This window comes from Burkholderia sp. Se-20378, from assembly GCF_017104665.1.
Lineage (GTDB): Bacteria > Pseudomonadota > Gammaproteobacteria > Burkholderiales > Burkholderiaceae > Burkholderia > Burkholderia lata.
The window spans coordinates 1-15,496 of record NZ_JAAGPG010000176.1 but is presented as its reverse complement, the minus strand read 5'-3'; the positions used below and the strand labels follow the sequence as shown (position 1 = coordinate 15,496).

Annotated in this window: 14 protein-coding genes and 1 pseudogene; 6 read left to right on the top strand and 9 right to left on the bottom strand. The window is 67.0% G+C overall.

Annotated features, from left to right (window positions below; translation table 11 throughout):
• Positions 1-1,217, top strand: a 1,217-nt coding sequence (locus G3N93_RS19300) for a sigma-54-dependent Fis family transcriptional regulator (RefSeq protein WP_206133731.1), incomplete at its 5' end; no start/stop codon positions are given.
• A 32-nt stretch (positions 1,218-1,249) separates the two neighbouring features.
• On the opposite strand, the gene G3N93_RS19295 is transcribed toward G3N93_RS19300, so the two are convergent.
• Positions 1,250-1,894: an ABATE domain-containing protein gene (locus G3N93_RS19295; RefSeq protein ID WP_206133730.1), complete on the bottom strand. Its 645-nt coding sequence runs from the start codon at positions 1,892-1,894 to the stop codon at positions 1,250-1,252.
• A gap of 100 nt (positions 1,895-1,994) precedes the next feature.
• Here G3N93_RS19295 and G3N93_RS19290 point away from each other — a divergent pair, with 100 nt between their 5' ends.
• On the top strand, positions 1,995-2,378 hold the full coding sequence (locus G3N93_RS19290) for a VOC family protein (protein ID WP_174940691.1): 384 nt from the start codon (positions 1,995-1,997) through the stop codon (positions 2,376-2,378).
• Positions 2,379-2,510: 132 nt separating this feature from the next.
• Here G3N93_RS19290 and G3N93_RS19285 read toward each other — a convergent pair whose 3' ends face one another.
• Positions 2,511-3,359: an ureidoglycolate lyase gene (locus G3N93_RS19285; protein ID WP_174945767.1), complete on the bottom strand. Its 849-nt coding sequence runs from the start codon at positions 3,357-3,359 to the stop codon at positions 2,511-2,513.
• Between the two features lie 665 nt (positions 3,360-4,024).
• Between G3N93_RS19285 and G3N93_RS19280 the strand changes: the two genes are divergently transcribed.
• Both G3N93_RS19280 and G3N93_RS19275 read left to right on the top strand, forming a co-directional pair.
• The gene (locus tag G3N93_RS19280) at positions 4,025-4,846 is read left to right on the top strand and encodes an IclR family transcriptional regulator (RefSeq protein WP_174940687.1); all 822 of its coding nucleotides are present in this window, start codon (positions 4,025-4,027) and stop codon (positions 4,844-4,846) included.
• A 173-nt stretch (positions 4,847-5,019) separates the two neighbouring features.
• Positions 5,020-5,571 carry a hypothetical protein gene (locus G3N93_RS19275; protein WP_174940685.1) on the top strand — a complete coding sequence of 184 codons (552 nt, stop codon included), beginning with the start codon at positions 5,020-5,022 and terminating at the stop codon, positions 5,569-5,571.
• Between the two features lie 688 nt (positions 5,572-6,259).
• Here the strand turns inward: G3N93_RS19275 and G3N93_RS19270 are convergent.
• From G3N93_RS19270 to G3N93_RS19250, 5 genes are all read right to left on the bottom strand, one after another.
• Positions 6,260-8,617 (bottom strand): GNAT family N-acetyltransferase, encoded by a 2,358-nt coding sequence (locus tag G3N93_RS19270; RefSeq protein ID WP_174940683.1) that lies wholly within the window; start codon positions 8,615-8,617, stop codon positions 6,260-6,262.
• 603 nt (positions 8,618-9,220) lie between these two features.
• Positions 9,221-9,520 (bottom strand): H-NS family nucleoid-associated regulatory protein, encoded by a 300-nt coding sequence (locus G3N93_RS19265; RefSeq protein WP_174940680.1) that lies wholly within the window; start codon positions 9,518-9,520, stop codon positions 9,221-9,223.
• A 103-nt stretch (positions 9,521-9,623) separates the two neighbouring features.
• Positions 9,624-9,896 carry a hypothetical protein gene (locus G3N93_RS19260; protein ID WP_174940679.1) on the bottom strand — a complete coding sequence of 91 codons (273 nt, stop codon included), beginning with the start codon at positions 9,894-9,896 and terminating at the stop codon, positions 9,624-9,626.
• A gap of 61 nt (positions 9,897-9,957) precedes the next feature.
• A complete protein-coding gene (locus tag G3N93_RS19255; RefSeq protein ID WP_174940677.1) occupies positions 9,958-10,485 on the bottom strand; it encodes a BON domain-containing protein in 528 nt (175 codons plus the stop codon).
• Positions 10,486-10,539: 54 nt separating this feature from the next.
• Positions 10,540-12,018 (bottom strand): sigma-54-dependent Fis family transcriptional regulator, encoded by a 1,479-nt coding sequence (locus tag G3N93_RS19250; RefSeq protein WP_174940675.1) that lies wholly within the window; start codon positions 12,016-12,018, stop codon positions 10,540-10,542.
• A 317-nt stretch (positions 12,019-12,335) separates the two neighbouring features.
• Between G3N93_RS19250 and G3N93_RS19245 the strand changes: the two genes are divergently transcribed.
• Together G3N93_RS19245 and G3N93_RS19240 are read left to right on the top strand one after the other, a co-directional pair.
• Positions 12,336-13,739, top strand: coding sequence for a GntP family permease (locus G3N93_RS19245; RefSeq protein ID WP_174940673.1), 1,404 nt, complete (start codon positions 12,336-12,338; stop codon positions 13,737-13,739).
• A gap of 247 nt (positions 13,740-13,986) precedes the next feature.
• Entirely contained in the window at positions 13,987-14,250 is a 264-nt protein-coding gene (locus G3N93_RS19240; protein WP_206133729.1) for a DUF4148 domain-containing protein, read from the top strand.
• Between the two features lie 77 nt (positions 14,251-14,327).
• Here G3N93_RS19240 and G3N93_RS19235 read toward each other — a convergent pair whose 3' ends face one another.
• Together G3N93_RS19235 and G3N93_RS19230 are read right to left on the bottom strand one after the other, a co-directional pair.
• Positions 14,328-14,693, bottom strand: coding sequence for a 5-carboxymethyl-2-hydroxymuconate Delta-isomerase (locus G3N93_RS19235; RefSeq protein ID WP_174940669.1), 366 nt, complete (start codon positions 14,691-14,693; stop codon positions 14,328-14,330).
• Between the two features lie 73 nt (positions 14,694-14,766).
• A pseudogene (locus tag G3N93_RS19230) lies at positions 14,767-15,496 on the bottom strand (thioredoxin family protein); the annotation flags it as partial.

Sequence of the window (15,496 nt, the reverse complement as noted above, 5' to 3'; positions counted from 1 at the left end):
ACCTGCGGCCCGAGCTGCGCACGCTGCGCGGCGAGGATGGCGACGCGCTCGCGCCCGTGCGTGGCGTGCGCTACGTCGTGCATCGCGGGCCGCTCGTCGATCGCGGCGTCACGTCGGGCAGCGTGCTGACGTTCCAGGAATCGCGTGCGGTCGAACGGCTCGACCGCGCGCTGCGTTCGCAGCCCACCACGCAGCAGTTTGCGGCGCGCTACGCGCTCGACGACGTGGTCGGTGCATCGGCGCCGATGGCGCGCGTGCGCGATCTCGTGCGCCGCTACGCGAAATCCGACGCAACCGTGCTCGTGCTCGGCGAAAGCGGCACCGGCAAGGAAATGATCGCGCAAAGCCTGCACGCGCTGTCCGCGCGGCGCAGCTACCCGTTCGTCGCGGTCAACTGCGGCGCATTTCCGGAAGCGCTGCTCGAAAGCGAGCTGTTCGGCTATGAGGAAGGCGCGTTCACCGGTGCGCGGCGCGGCGGCAAGACCGGCCTGTTCGAAGCCGCTCACCGCGGCACGCTGTTTCTCGACGAGATCGGCGAGATGCCGCCGTCGCTGCAGAGCCGGTTGCTGCGCGTGCTGCAGGAGCGCGAAGTGATCCGCCTCGGTTCGACCGAGCCGATCCGCATCGACGTGCGCGTGATCGCCGCGACGCACCGTCCGCTGCTCGCGGCCGTCGAGGCCGGCACGTTCCGCGCGGATCTCTATTACCGGCTCAACATCCTGAACGTCGGCCTGCCGCCGCTGCGCGAGCGCGCCGCCGACATCCCGGCGCTCGCGGCCACGCTGCTAGTACAAGCCGCTCGGCGAGAACCGCGCCTCGTCGAACGCCTGCGCGACGCCACCGATGCCGCACGCGTGCTCGGCGTGACGCAGGCGGCACTCGCACGCTACCGGTGGCCCGGCAACGTGCGCGAACTGCAGAACGTGATCGAGCGGATCGCGGTGGAGCTGGCCGAGGAAGCCGACGAAAGCGATCCGGCCGCCGCGTGCGGCGCGCTCGATCCCGACGCGCTGCAGGCGATCGCCCCCGAGCTGTTCGCGACACCACCCGACGCGGCCGACAGCGACGATGCACAGACACTGCAAGCGCGCCGCCGTCGCGCGGAAGCCGACGAGATCCGCGCGGTACTCGACGCATGCGGCGGCGACCGCGACCGCGCATGCGCGATGCTCGGCATCAGCAAGACGACGCTGTGGCGGAAGTTGTCGGCGAAGTAGGGGCGGCTGCCGTGCAGTGAACGGGCCGACCGTCAGTCGGCCTTGTGATAGTGGCGGTACGCCTTCGCACGATTGCCGCACGACGACATCGAACACCAGCGGCGGCTGCCGTTCTTGCTGTCGTCGATGAACAGCCATTGGCACGCGTCGTTCGCGCAACGCTTGACCTTCGCGAGCCGCGCACCGCCGAGCAGGTCGATCGCCGACCACAGTACCGGGCTCAGCAGCCCGGCCAGCGTCGCACGCCCCTCCCCGATCCGCCACGCATAGCCGCCATCGATGCGCGCCAGCGCGACGCGCGGCGCCGCTTCCGCCAGGAAGCCCCCGAGCAATGCGAGATCGTCTGCCTGCGGCTCGCGCTGCTCGGCCTGCGCATGAAAGAGCCGATACAGCGCCTCGCGCAATGCGAGCGCGCGCGCCAGCATCGCCGGCTCCCCCGCCTCTTCACCAAGCGCGCGGCACGCTTTCGCCAGACTGGCCGGCACGCCAGCCTGGTCGCGACACCATGACAGCAGGTCGTCCATCGTGCCGAAGGTTTCCGTCGGCGGATCGCTGCCGCGCCAGTACAGCGTGTTCGCGAAATCGATGCTCAGGGTTTCGGGTGGCGTCGGGATCAGGCAGTCCATCGTGACGGAAGGTTGCGTATCGCTCATGCCCGGATCGTATCTAACCACCATGCCGGTTGACAAGCCCGCGGACGCTTTCTAACATAACCAGCATGGTGGTTAAAACAACGTTGCTGCACTGAAATTCCCCCTCAGTCAAAGGAGACAGCAGATGATCGATCACCTTTCGTTCGGCGTTGCACACGTCGGCCGCAGCCGCGCGTTCTACGACAGCACGCTCGGCGCACTCGGCTACAAACGGCTGTATAGCGACGACGAATCCATCGGGTACGGCGCAACCGAGCCGCAGCTTTGGTTGCAATATGCGGCTCGCCCCGTCGCCCCCGATCCCGACTCGGGGATGCACCTGTCGTTCAAGGCTGCTTCGCCCGTCGAAGTCGACGCGTTCTACCGTGCCGCACTCGAGCACGGCGGCCAGGACAACGGCGGGCCCGGCAAGCGCGAACACTACGGCCCCGGCTACTACGCAGCGTTCGTCGTCGATCCCGACGGGTATCGACTGGAAGCGCATTGCGAACTCGACAACGTCGTCTGATCCAGCTCGCGTACCAATGCCAAGGGCCCGATTCCGCGCCATGCGGAATCGGGCCCTTGTCTTTGAATCATCGGTATCCGGCGCCCGACGTCCGCCGGCGGCGGTCGTTCGACGGGATCGCCGGGTGCGCGGTTATCGCGCGTCGCGCGTGTGCTGCAGTTGCTCGCCGAGTCCTTCGACACCGAGGCGCACCATCTGGCCGGCCTTCAGGAACACCGGCGACGGCTTGATGCCCATGCCGACGCCCGGCGGCGTGCCGGTCGTGATCACGTCGCCCGGCTGCAGCGTCATGCAGCTCGACAGATAGGCGATCAGCTGTGCGACGGTGAACACCATCGTGCGCGTGTTGCCGTTCTGAAAACGCTGGCCGTCGATTTCGAGCCACAGGTCGAGACGCTGCGGATCGGGCACCTCGTCGCGCGTGACGAGCCACGGACCGATCGGGCCGAACGTGTCGAAGCCCTTGCCCTTGTCCCACTGGCCGCCGCGCTCGATCTGCCATTCGCGCTCGGACACGTCGTTGACGACGCAGTAGCCCGCGACGTAATCGAGCGCGCGCGCTTCGTCGACGTCCTTGCAGGTTGCACCGATCACGACGCCTAGCTCGACTTCCCAGTCGGTCTTGACCGAGCCCTTCGGGATGTCGATGCCGTCGTTCGGGCCGCAGATCGAGCTCGTCCATTTGCCGAACACGACCGGCTCCTTCGGCACCGGCATGCCGGCTTCGGCCGCGTGATCGGCGTAGTTCAGGCCGATGCCGATGAATTTGCCGACATGCCCGACGCACGCGCCGATGCGCGGCTCGCCCGACACGAGCGGCAGCGTGGCCGGATCGATCGCGCGCAGCCGCGCGAGACCCGCGTCGGACAGCACATCGCCGGACAAGTCCGGCACATGCGCGGACAGGTCGCGAATCCGGCCGTCCGCGTCGAGAATACCGGGCTTTTCCTGGCCGGACGGGCCATAGCGAAGCAGTTTCATCGTGGTCAACCTCTGTTGTCGAATGGGACAGGATACCGGCCGACTCGGCCTTCAGTGGCCGCGCGCCGGACTGATTGTCGATCGTCGATTGCGCGCGTCGGCGCCGTATCCGGCATGCCGTCGACGCGCGAGGGTCGCGCGGGCGCAGCGATCGTGGCGCCGCACGGAAGTACGGCGCGCATCGAACGGGCGGCCGCCGGTCTGCGCATCGGCGACGACGGCCCGGCACCCGCGACATGGTCCGGCCCGTACCGGCCGGCTTCACGCGCGGCCACACCGTCGTTGGCCCGCTAGCCTTTGTACCATCGGCCGCGCGCCGTGAAATGACGCGCGACGGATACCGACTATTGGTGCGCCTGCGGACGCTGCGGCGCAGCATCGCGGGCAACGCCGTCGCCCGATTTCCTTTCGGACACCTTGAACCGGTGCCACCTGTCATGAATACCGGGTATTCGGGGCTTCCCTGTCATCCCGAAACGGAATCGATCCGTTCTTGTCCGGTAACGATCGGTAAAAAGACGCTGCATTGCACACTAAATGTTTGTTGTTAAGCTCAAACGGATGGCGTTCGTCGCCACATGCGGGCTCGACACATGCGTGTTGCAGAATCGGCCAGCGTGCGTCGCCAATCGATCGAAAGTAATCCCCCCAACTTCACACCGACAATGCAAACAACCAACGACCTGCTTCCCGGCTGCGACGCACGGGAATCGATGGGCGCAATCGACCGCTATCGCGCACCCGCGCTCGACAAGGGTCTCGACATTCTCGAACTCCTGTCGGAGCAGAAAGAAGGCCTCACCCGTACCGAAATCACGAAGGAACTCGGCCGTAACGCGAGCGAGATCTACCGGATGCTCGAACGCCTCGTCGCGCGCCGCTACGTGATGCGCTCGACCGGCGGCGACCGCTACACGCTCAGCCTCAAGCTGTTCTCGCTCGCGCACCGGCATCCACCGATGAGCCGGCTGATCGCCGAGGCCTTGCCGCCGATGCAGCGTTTCGCCGACTCCTCCGAACAATCGTGCCACCTGTCCGTCTACGATCGCGGCAACCTGCTCGTGATCGCGCAGGTCGACGGGCCCGGCCCGTGGGGCGTATCGGTCCGGCTCGGCTCGCGCGTCGGGCTCGCCGATACGGCGTCGGGACGCGTGATGCTGTCGTTCCAGGGCGCCGAGCAGCGCGCGCACATGCTCGCCGAGCACCGCAAGGTCAAGGGCGAAGGGCCGCTGAACGAGCAGGAACTCGCGTATGCGTGCCAGTCCATCCGGCAGGACGGTTACCTGCGCCAGGACAGCCGCCAGGCATACGGCGTGACCGACCTGACCGCGCCGATCCTCGGGCCGTCCGGCCATGCGATCGCGGTGCTGACCTGCCCGTACATGCGCAGGATCGATGCGCACACGGCGCCGTCCGTCGACAAGGTTGTCGAAGGATTGCGCGACACGGCCGCCAATCTGTCGATGTGCCGCGACGAGACCTGCTGACGCGCAGGCTCGGCGGAGCGCACCGGGGGCGGCGCAATCGCGTCGCGCCCGGTCGCGCACCACCCCACTGCGGAGCGCGGCACACGGTGCCATATCGTGCGCACACGGCGCTACGCTAAAATAGCGGCCCTCTCAAAAACTACGGCGGCCGGTTGTCGCGGCCGTCGTGTCCGATGGATGTCATGGCCAAACTTCTGAACGATCAAGAATTCCAGCGTTTCTCCGAACTTCAGCAGAAGCAGGCAAGCTTCACGATCACGCCTGAAGAGGCGGACGAGCTGCGCGATATCGTCGCGCGCGCGCAGAAGAAGCGCGACGATCGTACCGCTGCAATGCAGGCGATCGAGAGCTACATCGAGCAGTTCGACATCACGCCCGACGAACTCTTCTCGCCCGAACAGATCGGCGACGCAGCCCGCACCTACGGGCTCATCACGGCGACCAAGAAGGAACGCACGCTGCCGCCGTCGATCACGTTCAACGGCAAGCCGTACCAGTGGACCAAGACGCTTCCGGACGACGTGCGCGGCGCGCTGTTCGAAGCGTTCACGTCCGGCGAATCGGTCAAGCGCTTCATCGCGATGCCGAAGGACACCGCGCGCTGTGCACTGACGATCGCCCGTCTCGAGCGCGAAACCGGCGCGGTCTATGCCGATCCGCACCTCGAGGAACTCGCGATTTCGCGCGACCAGGTGAACGACGCGGCGTTGAAACTCGCCGCCTGAACGTAGCCACGGGCACGGTTCATGCGTGCCCGCACCCTGCGTGACGCCGGCCCAGGCCGGCGCTGCGCTTGCGGGAGCCGTGCGTCCGGGTGCTCCCGAAAAGTCTCACCTTGGCGTCCCGCAAGCGCTCACCTGCGCCTCCCGAAAAAGCTCACCCAGGCTCCTGGAGACCCTCACCGAAGCCTCCCGGATGTCCTCACCGACACCTCCCGCAGACCCTCACCGACACGCCCCGGAAAGGCTCACCCACGCCTCCCGGAGACGCTCACCGGCCGTTCCCGCAGAGTCTCACCGGCCACTCCCGGGAAGGCTCACCGAGCGCTCCCGTATCGGCTCACCACCACCTTCCCGGAGAAGCTCACCCGCGGCTCCCGAAAAATCTCACCTTTTGGGCAAGTTCGAATTTTCGAGGGTGGAATGCGGCGGTAAATGCGCGCGGATACCTTGCTGAAAACGGCGACGCGGAACGGAAATCGCGGCAAGCGGTACGCGTCGCGCGGTGCCTGACCGGTACCATTTGCGCGTCGATATTTCCGTTGCGAACAGGCGCCGACACGTTCGCGGTGGCTTCGCTCGCGAGACAGGTTCGGACGCTCTGCATCCCTGAATGGGAACATCCGCAACGCGCAGGCAGGCCGGAGACATCCATTGCATGTGATGCATCCGCGCGTTGGGCCGCCGACACACGCTACGGCTGCAGCTTCATCCTGAAGCCGACGACGCCCGGCTCCTCTGTCGTCGACACGGCAAACCCGCACGCCTTCGCCAGCGAGATCATCGCCGAGTTCTCGCGCAGCGCCTCGCCGATCATCCATGCGGTTCCGCGCGACCGCGCGTAGTCGATGATCCGCGTCATCATCAGCCGGCCGAGCCCCTTGCCCTTCTGATCGGGTCGTACCGCGATCGCGAACTCCGCCGTCTCGTTGTCGGGATCGGCCACCGCGCGCGCCACCGCGAGCGTGTGGTCGCGCCCCGACACATCGGTGAACGACACGATGAACGCCATCTCACGGTCGTAGTCGATCTGCGTCATGCGCGCGACCTGCGAATGATCGAAGCTGCGCACCGCGCCGAAGAAACGCATCCGCAGATCGTCCGGTGTCATCGCGCCGAGCAGTTCGTTGTGCGCGGCCTCGTCTTCCGGACGGATCGGGCGGATCGTCACCGTCTCGCCGCGCCACTCGAGCGTCTGCTCGAGGTGGCGCGGATACGGCATGATCGCGAGCCGGCTGCGCCCCGCTGCGAGCGTGATGCGCGGTGCGATCACGTGCGCGCGGTCGGGCAGCACGCGCAGCGTGACCGACATCGCCACGACTTCGCGCACGTCGCAGACGACTTGCGACAGCGCCGTCAACGCGTCGAGCGTCGGTTCGATGGGCGTGCTGCGCGCATAAGGCGAGCGCTCCATCACCGCGCGGGCGAGCACGGTGTTCAGCGGCGGCAGGCCATAGACGACGAACGGCGCCGATACACCGTCCGCGGGCGGCACGGCATAGCGAAACACCGGGCCGAAGTTCGAATCGTCATACATGTCGACGGTGACATCGACGACTTTCCTCCCGGCCGGCTCGACGACCGGCTCGCCCTGCAGGCCGAAACGGGACAGCCAGTGCAGCGCGGCTTCGCCGGCCAGCTCATGCTGACCGGTTTCGACCATCCGGCGCGCGTCGGCCTGCGCGGATGCAACGCACTCGGCCGGCTGCGGCGGCGTACCCTCGGGCGTTTGCATCAGCAGTTGCCGCCCGAGGTTGTAGTCGACGAGACGCGCATACGCACGCGCGAGCCGCTGCGGCGTGGTGTGCACGGGAATGCCGTTCGCGTGCAGCGCATCGCGCGTCGCCGCGTCGACCGCGCCGAAGAAACACGCGAGGATGCCGCGATGCGCGTACTGCCGTGATTCGATCAGCGTGTGCGCAACCGCGTCGGCCGGCGCGCTGTGGGAAGTCGAATGGACGACGAACAGCGTGCCCGTTTGCGGAAACGGCGCGAGCGCCTTGACCGCCGCGGCAAAATGCTCGGGACGCGCATCGTCGCCCAGCGTCAGCGGATTGCCGGGCGAGGCGAGATGCGGCAGCGCGGCCGACACCGCCGACGTGGCCGCGGGCGACCAGTCGGCCAGCACGTCGCGCACCTCGGCCACCGCATCGACCGCGAGTTTCGCGACGCCCGCATCGCTCGTCACGAGCGTGGCCGCGCCGCGCGCCGTGACGCGGCCGACACCGAGTGTCTCGATCTCGTCGAGCAGATCGTCGAGCGCATCCACACGCACCATCCCCGCGCGCTGGAACGCCGCCGTATAGAGCGCGTCGCCGGGATCCGCGCGACCGGTGCGCAACGCGAGCACCGGCTTGTTGCGCGCAGCCGCGCGCGCGGCCGACATGAACTTGCGCGCGGCGCGCACGGTGTCGAGTTCGAGCAGGATCGCGCGCGTGCCGGGATCGCTCGCGAGATAGTCGAGCACGTCACCCGCATCGACGTCGGACTCGCCGCCGAGCGCGACGACATGCGAAAAGCCGAGGCCCCGTGCATCGGCCCAGCCGAGCACCGCGTTCGTCAGCGCATTCGATTGCGACACCCACGCGACGCCGCCCGATCGCGCCGTGTAGGCCGGCGCGCCGAAATGCGCATGCCGTGCAGGCGACAGCACGCCGAGGCTGCCCGGCCCGACGATACGGAGCACGAACGGCTTCGCCGCCTTCAGCGTGCGATCGAGCGCGGCGCGATCGGCGTCCGTGCGCGCCTCGCCGACGATCACCGCGACGCGCGTGCCGAGCTCGCCGAGCTTGCGTACGATGCCGGCCCAGGTGGCCGGCGGCGTGCAGATCACGGCCACCGACGGCGGCGCGGGCAACCGGTCGACATCGGCCACGACCGGATGCCCGTGCAGGTCGCGATACTTCGGATTGACGGGCCACACGGGCCCCTCGAACGCGCCGTCGAGCACGCGCGACCACACCATCGCGCCGATACTGCCCGCGCGCGACGACGCACCGACGACCGCAACGGACTTGGGCTGGAACAACGCATCGAGATGGCGAACGGTCACATCGGCTCCCTGCGGTAACGAAAGACGACCCGATCGGCATGCGGCACGGAGAGGCCATACGCCGATCGACGCGAACCCAAAGCATAGGCGAAGCGCATGCGGCTGCCTATATGCCGAACGGCCGACTATTCGACCCACGTCAACGCTCGCACCATGGATCTGCAACACGAGTGCGGAAGCCATCACCACGCGCCGGCCAAGCACATTCGCTCGGCGCACACGGTGCAGGCGTGCAGCGCGACGCTGCGTCCGCTTCGTCAAAGGTGAGGATTTACAGGAGCTATGGTGAGACTCTTCGGGAATTGCACGGCGCCCCGCGCAAACACGCGAAAGGTGATCGGAATTCGCAGCACGCGTGCACCACGAGAATGGCGCAGGCCAATGCGCATGTGCTGCGCAATTGCACGGCTGTTTACCGGAATTCGCCGCGATATGCCGTCGAATCGCAGCGAATTCGCAAAACGGGATCCGTTGATTGCGCAGCGTCGCAGTTCAATGCGCCGACGGGAATCGCGCCGGGAATGCACAAAAACAAAACGGTGCGACGGCCGCATGGCCGTTCGCACCGTCAGTCAGTACGCGAAAGGTGAGGTTTTTCGGGAGTCAGTCCTTGATCAGGAAACGTGCGCGGTTCTTGCCGAGCCACGTCGGCGAGCGCCCACGGCCACTCCACGTTTCGCCCGTTTTCGGGTTCAGGTATTTCGGCGGCGACGCACGCTTCGGCTTTGCTGTGGCAGTGGCCGCGCCTACCGGACGAAACCCGAGCTCTTCCGGCGTAATGTCGTATTCCTCGATTTTCGCGCGGATATCGGCAATCGCATCGGCAATCGCCTTCTCGCGTTCCTTGTCGATCTTTTGCTGAAGCCGTTCGAGCTGTGCGGTCAGTTGCCTGTAGGTCGCCATATGGATGGGACTCCGTGAGTGTTATTCGTGAAAAATAGATGACTCTCAGCCAACAGAAAAACACTTCGCCCGATCGTGGCCGCCTCAGCCGGTTATCTCGGGATCAATAACCGCTCTTCTTCTTGCACGCGAAGAGAAGATTTCGCGTGGCGTCATCGCTCGATTGCTGAAGCACTTCGAAATCGCCGTTGCAGATCGCCCGGGCGTTGTCCGTGCAATTGCTCCAGTCGCTGCCGGTGCATTGCACCTGGGTAGTCGGACGCCCGTCCGAAGTGAACAGCGGCGCGCTGCCGCCACACCCGCCGAGCCCTGCAACCAGAGCCAAAACAACGGCCGCCCGAGGCCACCGACAGACCGACGCAAGCATGTGTTTCATTGTTCTTCCCGTCAACCTTTTTTTGAATGTCGCGAGTATGCCATGCGCGGCCCTTCGGCCGTCAGTTCGGCGTACGGCCCGGTTGCCCGCGCGCCTTGTACGGCAAGCGCTTGCGTGGATCGTCGGTGATGCGAACGAACACCTGCTCGACGTCGGGAAGCGCCTCGAGTTCGCGCTGCAACGCCTGCTGATCGAACGCCGTGTCGGCACATCCTTCGACGTAAATGAAACGTCGCTGCACGGTGATCCACAGGCTCGTGCCATGCAGCCGATCGGAGCCGGCGAAGTGCGCCTTCACGGCGTCGGCGATCGGTGCGTCATACATATACGAATTCGGCTTCGTGCAGCGATGCGCGAGCCAGCAGGTGGTGCCGCGTTCGGCGCGGTAATGCGCGTCGTCCGTCATCTCGGCCCGGGTCATCCACGGGCCGAGCGGCAACGGGCATTCGGCCACGTCACGCGACAGCGCGACGAACGGATCGTTGTACCAGTTGCGCCGCGCCTCAGGCGCATCGGTGTCGCCGGACTGCGCGAACGCAGAGGTTGCCAGCAGCAGGGTCAGCCACCCTGCGATGCCGATCCGTTTCATCGTGATCTCCTGTTCGATGCTTCACGTCCGAGCGCGTCGGCTTGGCCGTTCGGCTTACCGGTCGATGCCCAGCGCCGCCAGTTTCTTGTACAGCGTCGCGCGGCCGATCCCGATGCGCGCGGCCGCTTCCACCACCTTCCCGTCGCAGGCCGCCAGCGCATCGGTCAGGAACTGGCGCTCCCACGCCGCCAATGCATCGGCATACGAAGCGGTCGACGCAGCGGGCACCTCGCCCGCGCGCCGTTCGACCGGCGCCACGGCCAGCGGCTGCGCCGGCGCCGCACCGTCCGTCGATACGCGCACCGGCCCAAGGAACGGCGCGAGCGCACGCGCATCGATCACCGACCGGTCCGACAGCATCAGCGCGCGTTCGAGCGTATTGCGCAACTCGCGCACGTTGCCCGGCCACGGATACGCACACAGCATCCGCAGCGCATCGTCGGTCAGCTCGCAATGGGCGGCGCGTCCGTGCTGCGCAGCCAGCTCCTCGAGCGTTGCATAGACGAGCGCCGCGATGTCGGACGCGCGCTCGCGCAGCGGCGGCGCGTGGATCGTCAGCACGTTCAGCCGGTAATAGAGATCCGCGCGAAAACGCCCGGCCGCGACCAGCGCCGGCAGGTCGGCGCTCGTGGCCGCGATGATCCGGACGTCCGCGCGCACGATCCGGTTCGAGCCGACCGGCTCGAATTCCTTGTCCTGCAGCACGCGCAGCAGCTTGCCCTGCAGCGGCAACGGCATGTCGCCGATCTCGTCGAGAAACAGCGTGCCGCGATCGGCCAGCTCGAACTTGCCGACGCGCCCTTTGCGATCGGCGCCCGTGTATGCGCCGGGTGCCGCGCCGAAGAATTCGGTTTCGAGCAGCGTGTCGGGAATCGCGGCGACGTTGACGGTCACGAGCGGCTGGAGCGCACGCGCGGACGCCGCGTGAATCGCATGCGCGAGCAGTTCCTTGCCGGTGCCCGTCTCGCCGAGCAGCAGCACCGGCGAATCGACCTGCGCGGCGCGGCGCGCCTGGCGCTTGGTTTCGAGGCTCGCGGCGCTCGTGCCGACGAAGCTCGCGAACGTGTATTTCGCGCGGCGCGCCTGCGCGAGCGAACGCTGCGTCGCGATCAGCTGCTGCTGAAGCTGTGCATAGCGGGAAAAGATCGGCGTGAGCGTCTTCAACTGGTCGAACAGCGCGAAGCCGATCGCGCCCACCGTCTCGCCGGCCTCGTTCTTCAGCGGCAGGCGCGTGACGACGAGCGGCTCGCGGCCCGTCTCCATGATGTCGAGCAGGATCGGCTGCCCGGTCGACACGACCTCGCGCATCAGGCTGTTCGGGATCACGGCCTCGCAGTCGAGGCCGACGGCCTGCTGCGGATCGGCGAAACCGAAGCGCGCCGCGTACCGCTCGTTCATCCACACGACGCGCGCATCGCGATCGACGACCACCGTGCCCGCGCTCGAATCCTCGAAGGTCCGGAACAGCGACTCGGCGGCGCGCCGCAGCACGTCGCCGTAGTTGACGGGCAGGCGCGCCCAGTCGTTCATCATCGTGTCTTCGTCTCCGTGTATTTTCGACCGGTTGTCTCCGGAACGAGACGGATTATCTCACTCTGGAGACACGCCGCAATGCGTTGTCCGGGAAAGCCCTGCCCGCTTCCACGGGCTGGCCGGACGGCCATTTCGTCTCCAGATCGAGACGTTTTATGTAGAATCCTCAGACAACGACCGGCGCGGGCCCGCCGGTCTCCGGCGGACCCACGTCCGGCGGTGCAATGCGGCCGATGGCACGAAACCTGCACGAACCTGAGCCGGTCCGCGGCGCGTCGCGCGATCGAACAACAACCAAAGCCATTAGGAGACTCCCCTTGTCTTTCGTGATCGTCCTCGCCGCGCTGGCGTTCCTGATGTTTGCCGCGTATCGCGGCTACAGCGTGATCCTGTTCGCGCCGATCGCCGCGCTCGGCGCGGTGCTCCTGACCGAACCCGCCGCCGTCGCACCGGTCTTCTCCGGCATCTTCATGGAGAAGATGGTCGGCTTCGTCAAACTGTATTTCCCGGTGTTCATGCTCGGCGCAGTGTTCGGCAAGGTGATCGAACTCTCCGGGTTCTCCGAATCGATCGTCCATGCGGCGATCCGCTACATCGGCCGTTCACGCGCGAATGCGGTGATCGTCGCGGTGTGCGCGCTGCTCACCTACGGCGGCGTGTCGCTGTTCGTCGTGGTGTTCGCGGTCTATCCGTTCGCGGCCGAACTCTATCGCCAGAGCAACATCCCGAAACGGCTGATGCCCGGTGCGATCGCGCTCGGCGCGTTCTCGTTCACGATGGATTCGCTGCCCGGTACGCCGCAGATCCAGAACATCATCCCGACCACGTTCTTCAAGACGACCGCCTGGGCCGCGCCGGCGCTCGGCACGATCGGCTCGCTGTTCATCATCGTCGTCGGCCTCACGTATCTCGAATGGCGCCGCCGTACGGCGATGGCGAAGGGTGAAGGCTACGGCACGTCGCTCGTCAACGAGCCGGAGCGCGTCGAGACCACGTCGCTGCCGCATCCCGCGCTCGCGATCCTGCCGCTGATCCTCGTCGGCGTGTCGAACTTCGCGTTCACGAAGCTGATTCCGCAGTGGTACGGCGCCGCGTCGTACACGGTCGCGCCGGAAGTGCTGCCTGGCGTGCACGCACCGGTCACGACGTCGATCAAGACGGTCGTCGCGATCTGGTCGGTCGAGGCCGCGCTGCTGCTCGGTATCGTGCTGGTCATCCTGACCGCGTTCAAGCGCGTGAGCGGCCGTTTCGCAACCGGTTCGAAGGCCGCCGTCGCCGGTGCGCTGCTCGCCGCGATGAACACCGCGTCGGAATACGGCTTCGGCGGCGTGATCGCCGCGCTGCCGGGCTTCCTCGTCGTCAGCGATGCACTGAAGAGCATTCCGAACCCGCTCGTCAACGCGGCCGTGTCGGTCAGCTCGCTCGCCGGTATCACGGGCTCGGCATCGGGCGGCATGAGCATCGCGCTCGCCGCGATGTCGGATCTGTTCATCAAGGGTGCGCAAGCCGCGAATATCCCGCTGGACGTGCTGCACCGGGTCGTCGCGATGGCGAGCGGCGGCATGGACACGCTGCCGCACAACGGCGCGGTGATCACGCTGCTCGCGGTTACGGGCCTCACGCACCGCGAGTCGTATCGCGACATCTTCGCGGTCACGATCATCAAGACGCTCGCCGTGTTCTTCGTGATCGCCGTGTACTACACGACGGGGCTCGTCTAACAGCCCCTCGGCGGCCCGTCTCCGGGCCGCTGCCCACCGGCCGCGTCGATGCGGCCGGCTTCTCCTCCGCTCCTCCCCCTTTTTGCCGCACGCCGCCCGGGCGCTCTCGCCGGCTCACTCATTGTTGTCCACAGCAGAACACTACGTTGGTCGCAGCGGCATTTTTCGCGCGTCGGGCGAGGCCTACACTGCTTTCGACGGTCACCGTATGCGATCGGCACCGTCGCAAACCTGGAGGTATCCGTTCATGAACCCGCTGATCCGCACCATCGCCCTCGCGGCCGCCTTCGCCGCTCCCCTCGCCGCGCAGGCGCAAGCCACCCAGCCGCTTACGCGCGCCGAAGTTCATTCTGAAGTGGTTGCATTGAGAAAGGCCGGCTTCCAGCCGAGCGACTGGTTCTACCCGGCCAGCATTCAGGCCGCCGAGGCAAAGATCGCCCGGCAGCAGGGTGCGCCGCGGGGCTCGGGCGCCGGTTACGGCAATCGCGGCGCGTACTCCCCGGGCCAATAATCCGGTTTCGAATCCGCCGGCTGTGTGCGCGTCAGCGCCACGTTCCCGGCCCGCGCAGCGCGCGCCGCACCGCGCGGTCAGCGCGGCTCGATGCTCGCTTTCGCGTAGGACTCGCGTTCCAGCTCCAGTATTTCCGCGCACAGCTGCAGGTGCGTGCCGGGCGGCGCGACGACGTGCCGCTTCAACTCCGCCAGCACCTGCTCCGAGAATTCGCGCTTGACGTCGGTCGTCCGGCCGCTCAGCACCGCGAGCTTCGCGTGGACGAACGCGCGCGACGCCGGCGACGTGCCGACCGCGAATGTATCGAACCGCAGCGCGCGGCTCTTGATGTCGAGCTCGTCGAAATGGCCGGACGCGACAAGCGCGGCATTGAGCGCGCGCAGGGTCGCGCCGGCGTCGAACCCGTCGAGGTTCGCGGAATATTCGAGCGTCAGGTGGGGCATGGTGTCGGTGGCCTCGTGGGTATCGGGAAAAGCGCCGGAAGGCATCCCGAAAGCCCACGCAGTGCCACCGGATCTATGCCTTGACCGGCTGGATCAGACGCGCGCAGGCGCTTGCCTGCGGATCGCCGGCGGGCAGTTTCCCACAGATGCCGTCGAACTGCTTCGCGATCGATTTGACCGACGCATCATGTGCACCGCTGCCGCGCCAGCGATTCAACTGCGTGACGACCTTGGTCAGCGCGCGCAGGTTCGCGCCATAGAACGCGTCCCGCGTCTTGTCGGCCTGCGCGAGCACGCTCGCGGCAATCCCTTCGATGCGCGCCGAATCGTCCGGCGCCAGCTGGACCGCATTCGCAAAGTAGGTCGCGCCCCAGCGCAGCTTCGTCGCCGGCCCGCTCGCCGAGTCATATGCCTTGCGGTACCAGTCGAGCGCCGCGGCCTTGTCGCCGCGCGCCTTCGCATTCGCAGCCAGCCCGGACATGAAGTAGTACGGCGTGGACGAACGCGTCAGCTCGGTCTTCAGCAACGCATCCGACTCGTCGTACAGCCCCGCGTCGGTCAGCGTGTCCGCACCTTCGCTGACGAGCGCCTGCCGCTCGTATGCATTCGCGGCACCCTGCACCGACGCGGCGATCTGCTTGCGCGCCGTGTCGGCCAGCGCCGGCGCGGCCAGCGGTGCGCCCTTGCGTGCATCGCCGCGCGCGAGCAGCACGCGGCCGTGCAGCGCCATCAGCCGGTCGATCGACGACAGCGTGGTATCGGTCGACAGGCGCGCGAGGGCCGAGTCGTACGCGCCGCGCAGA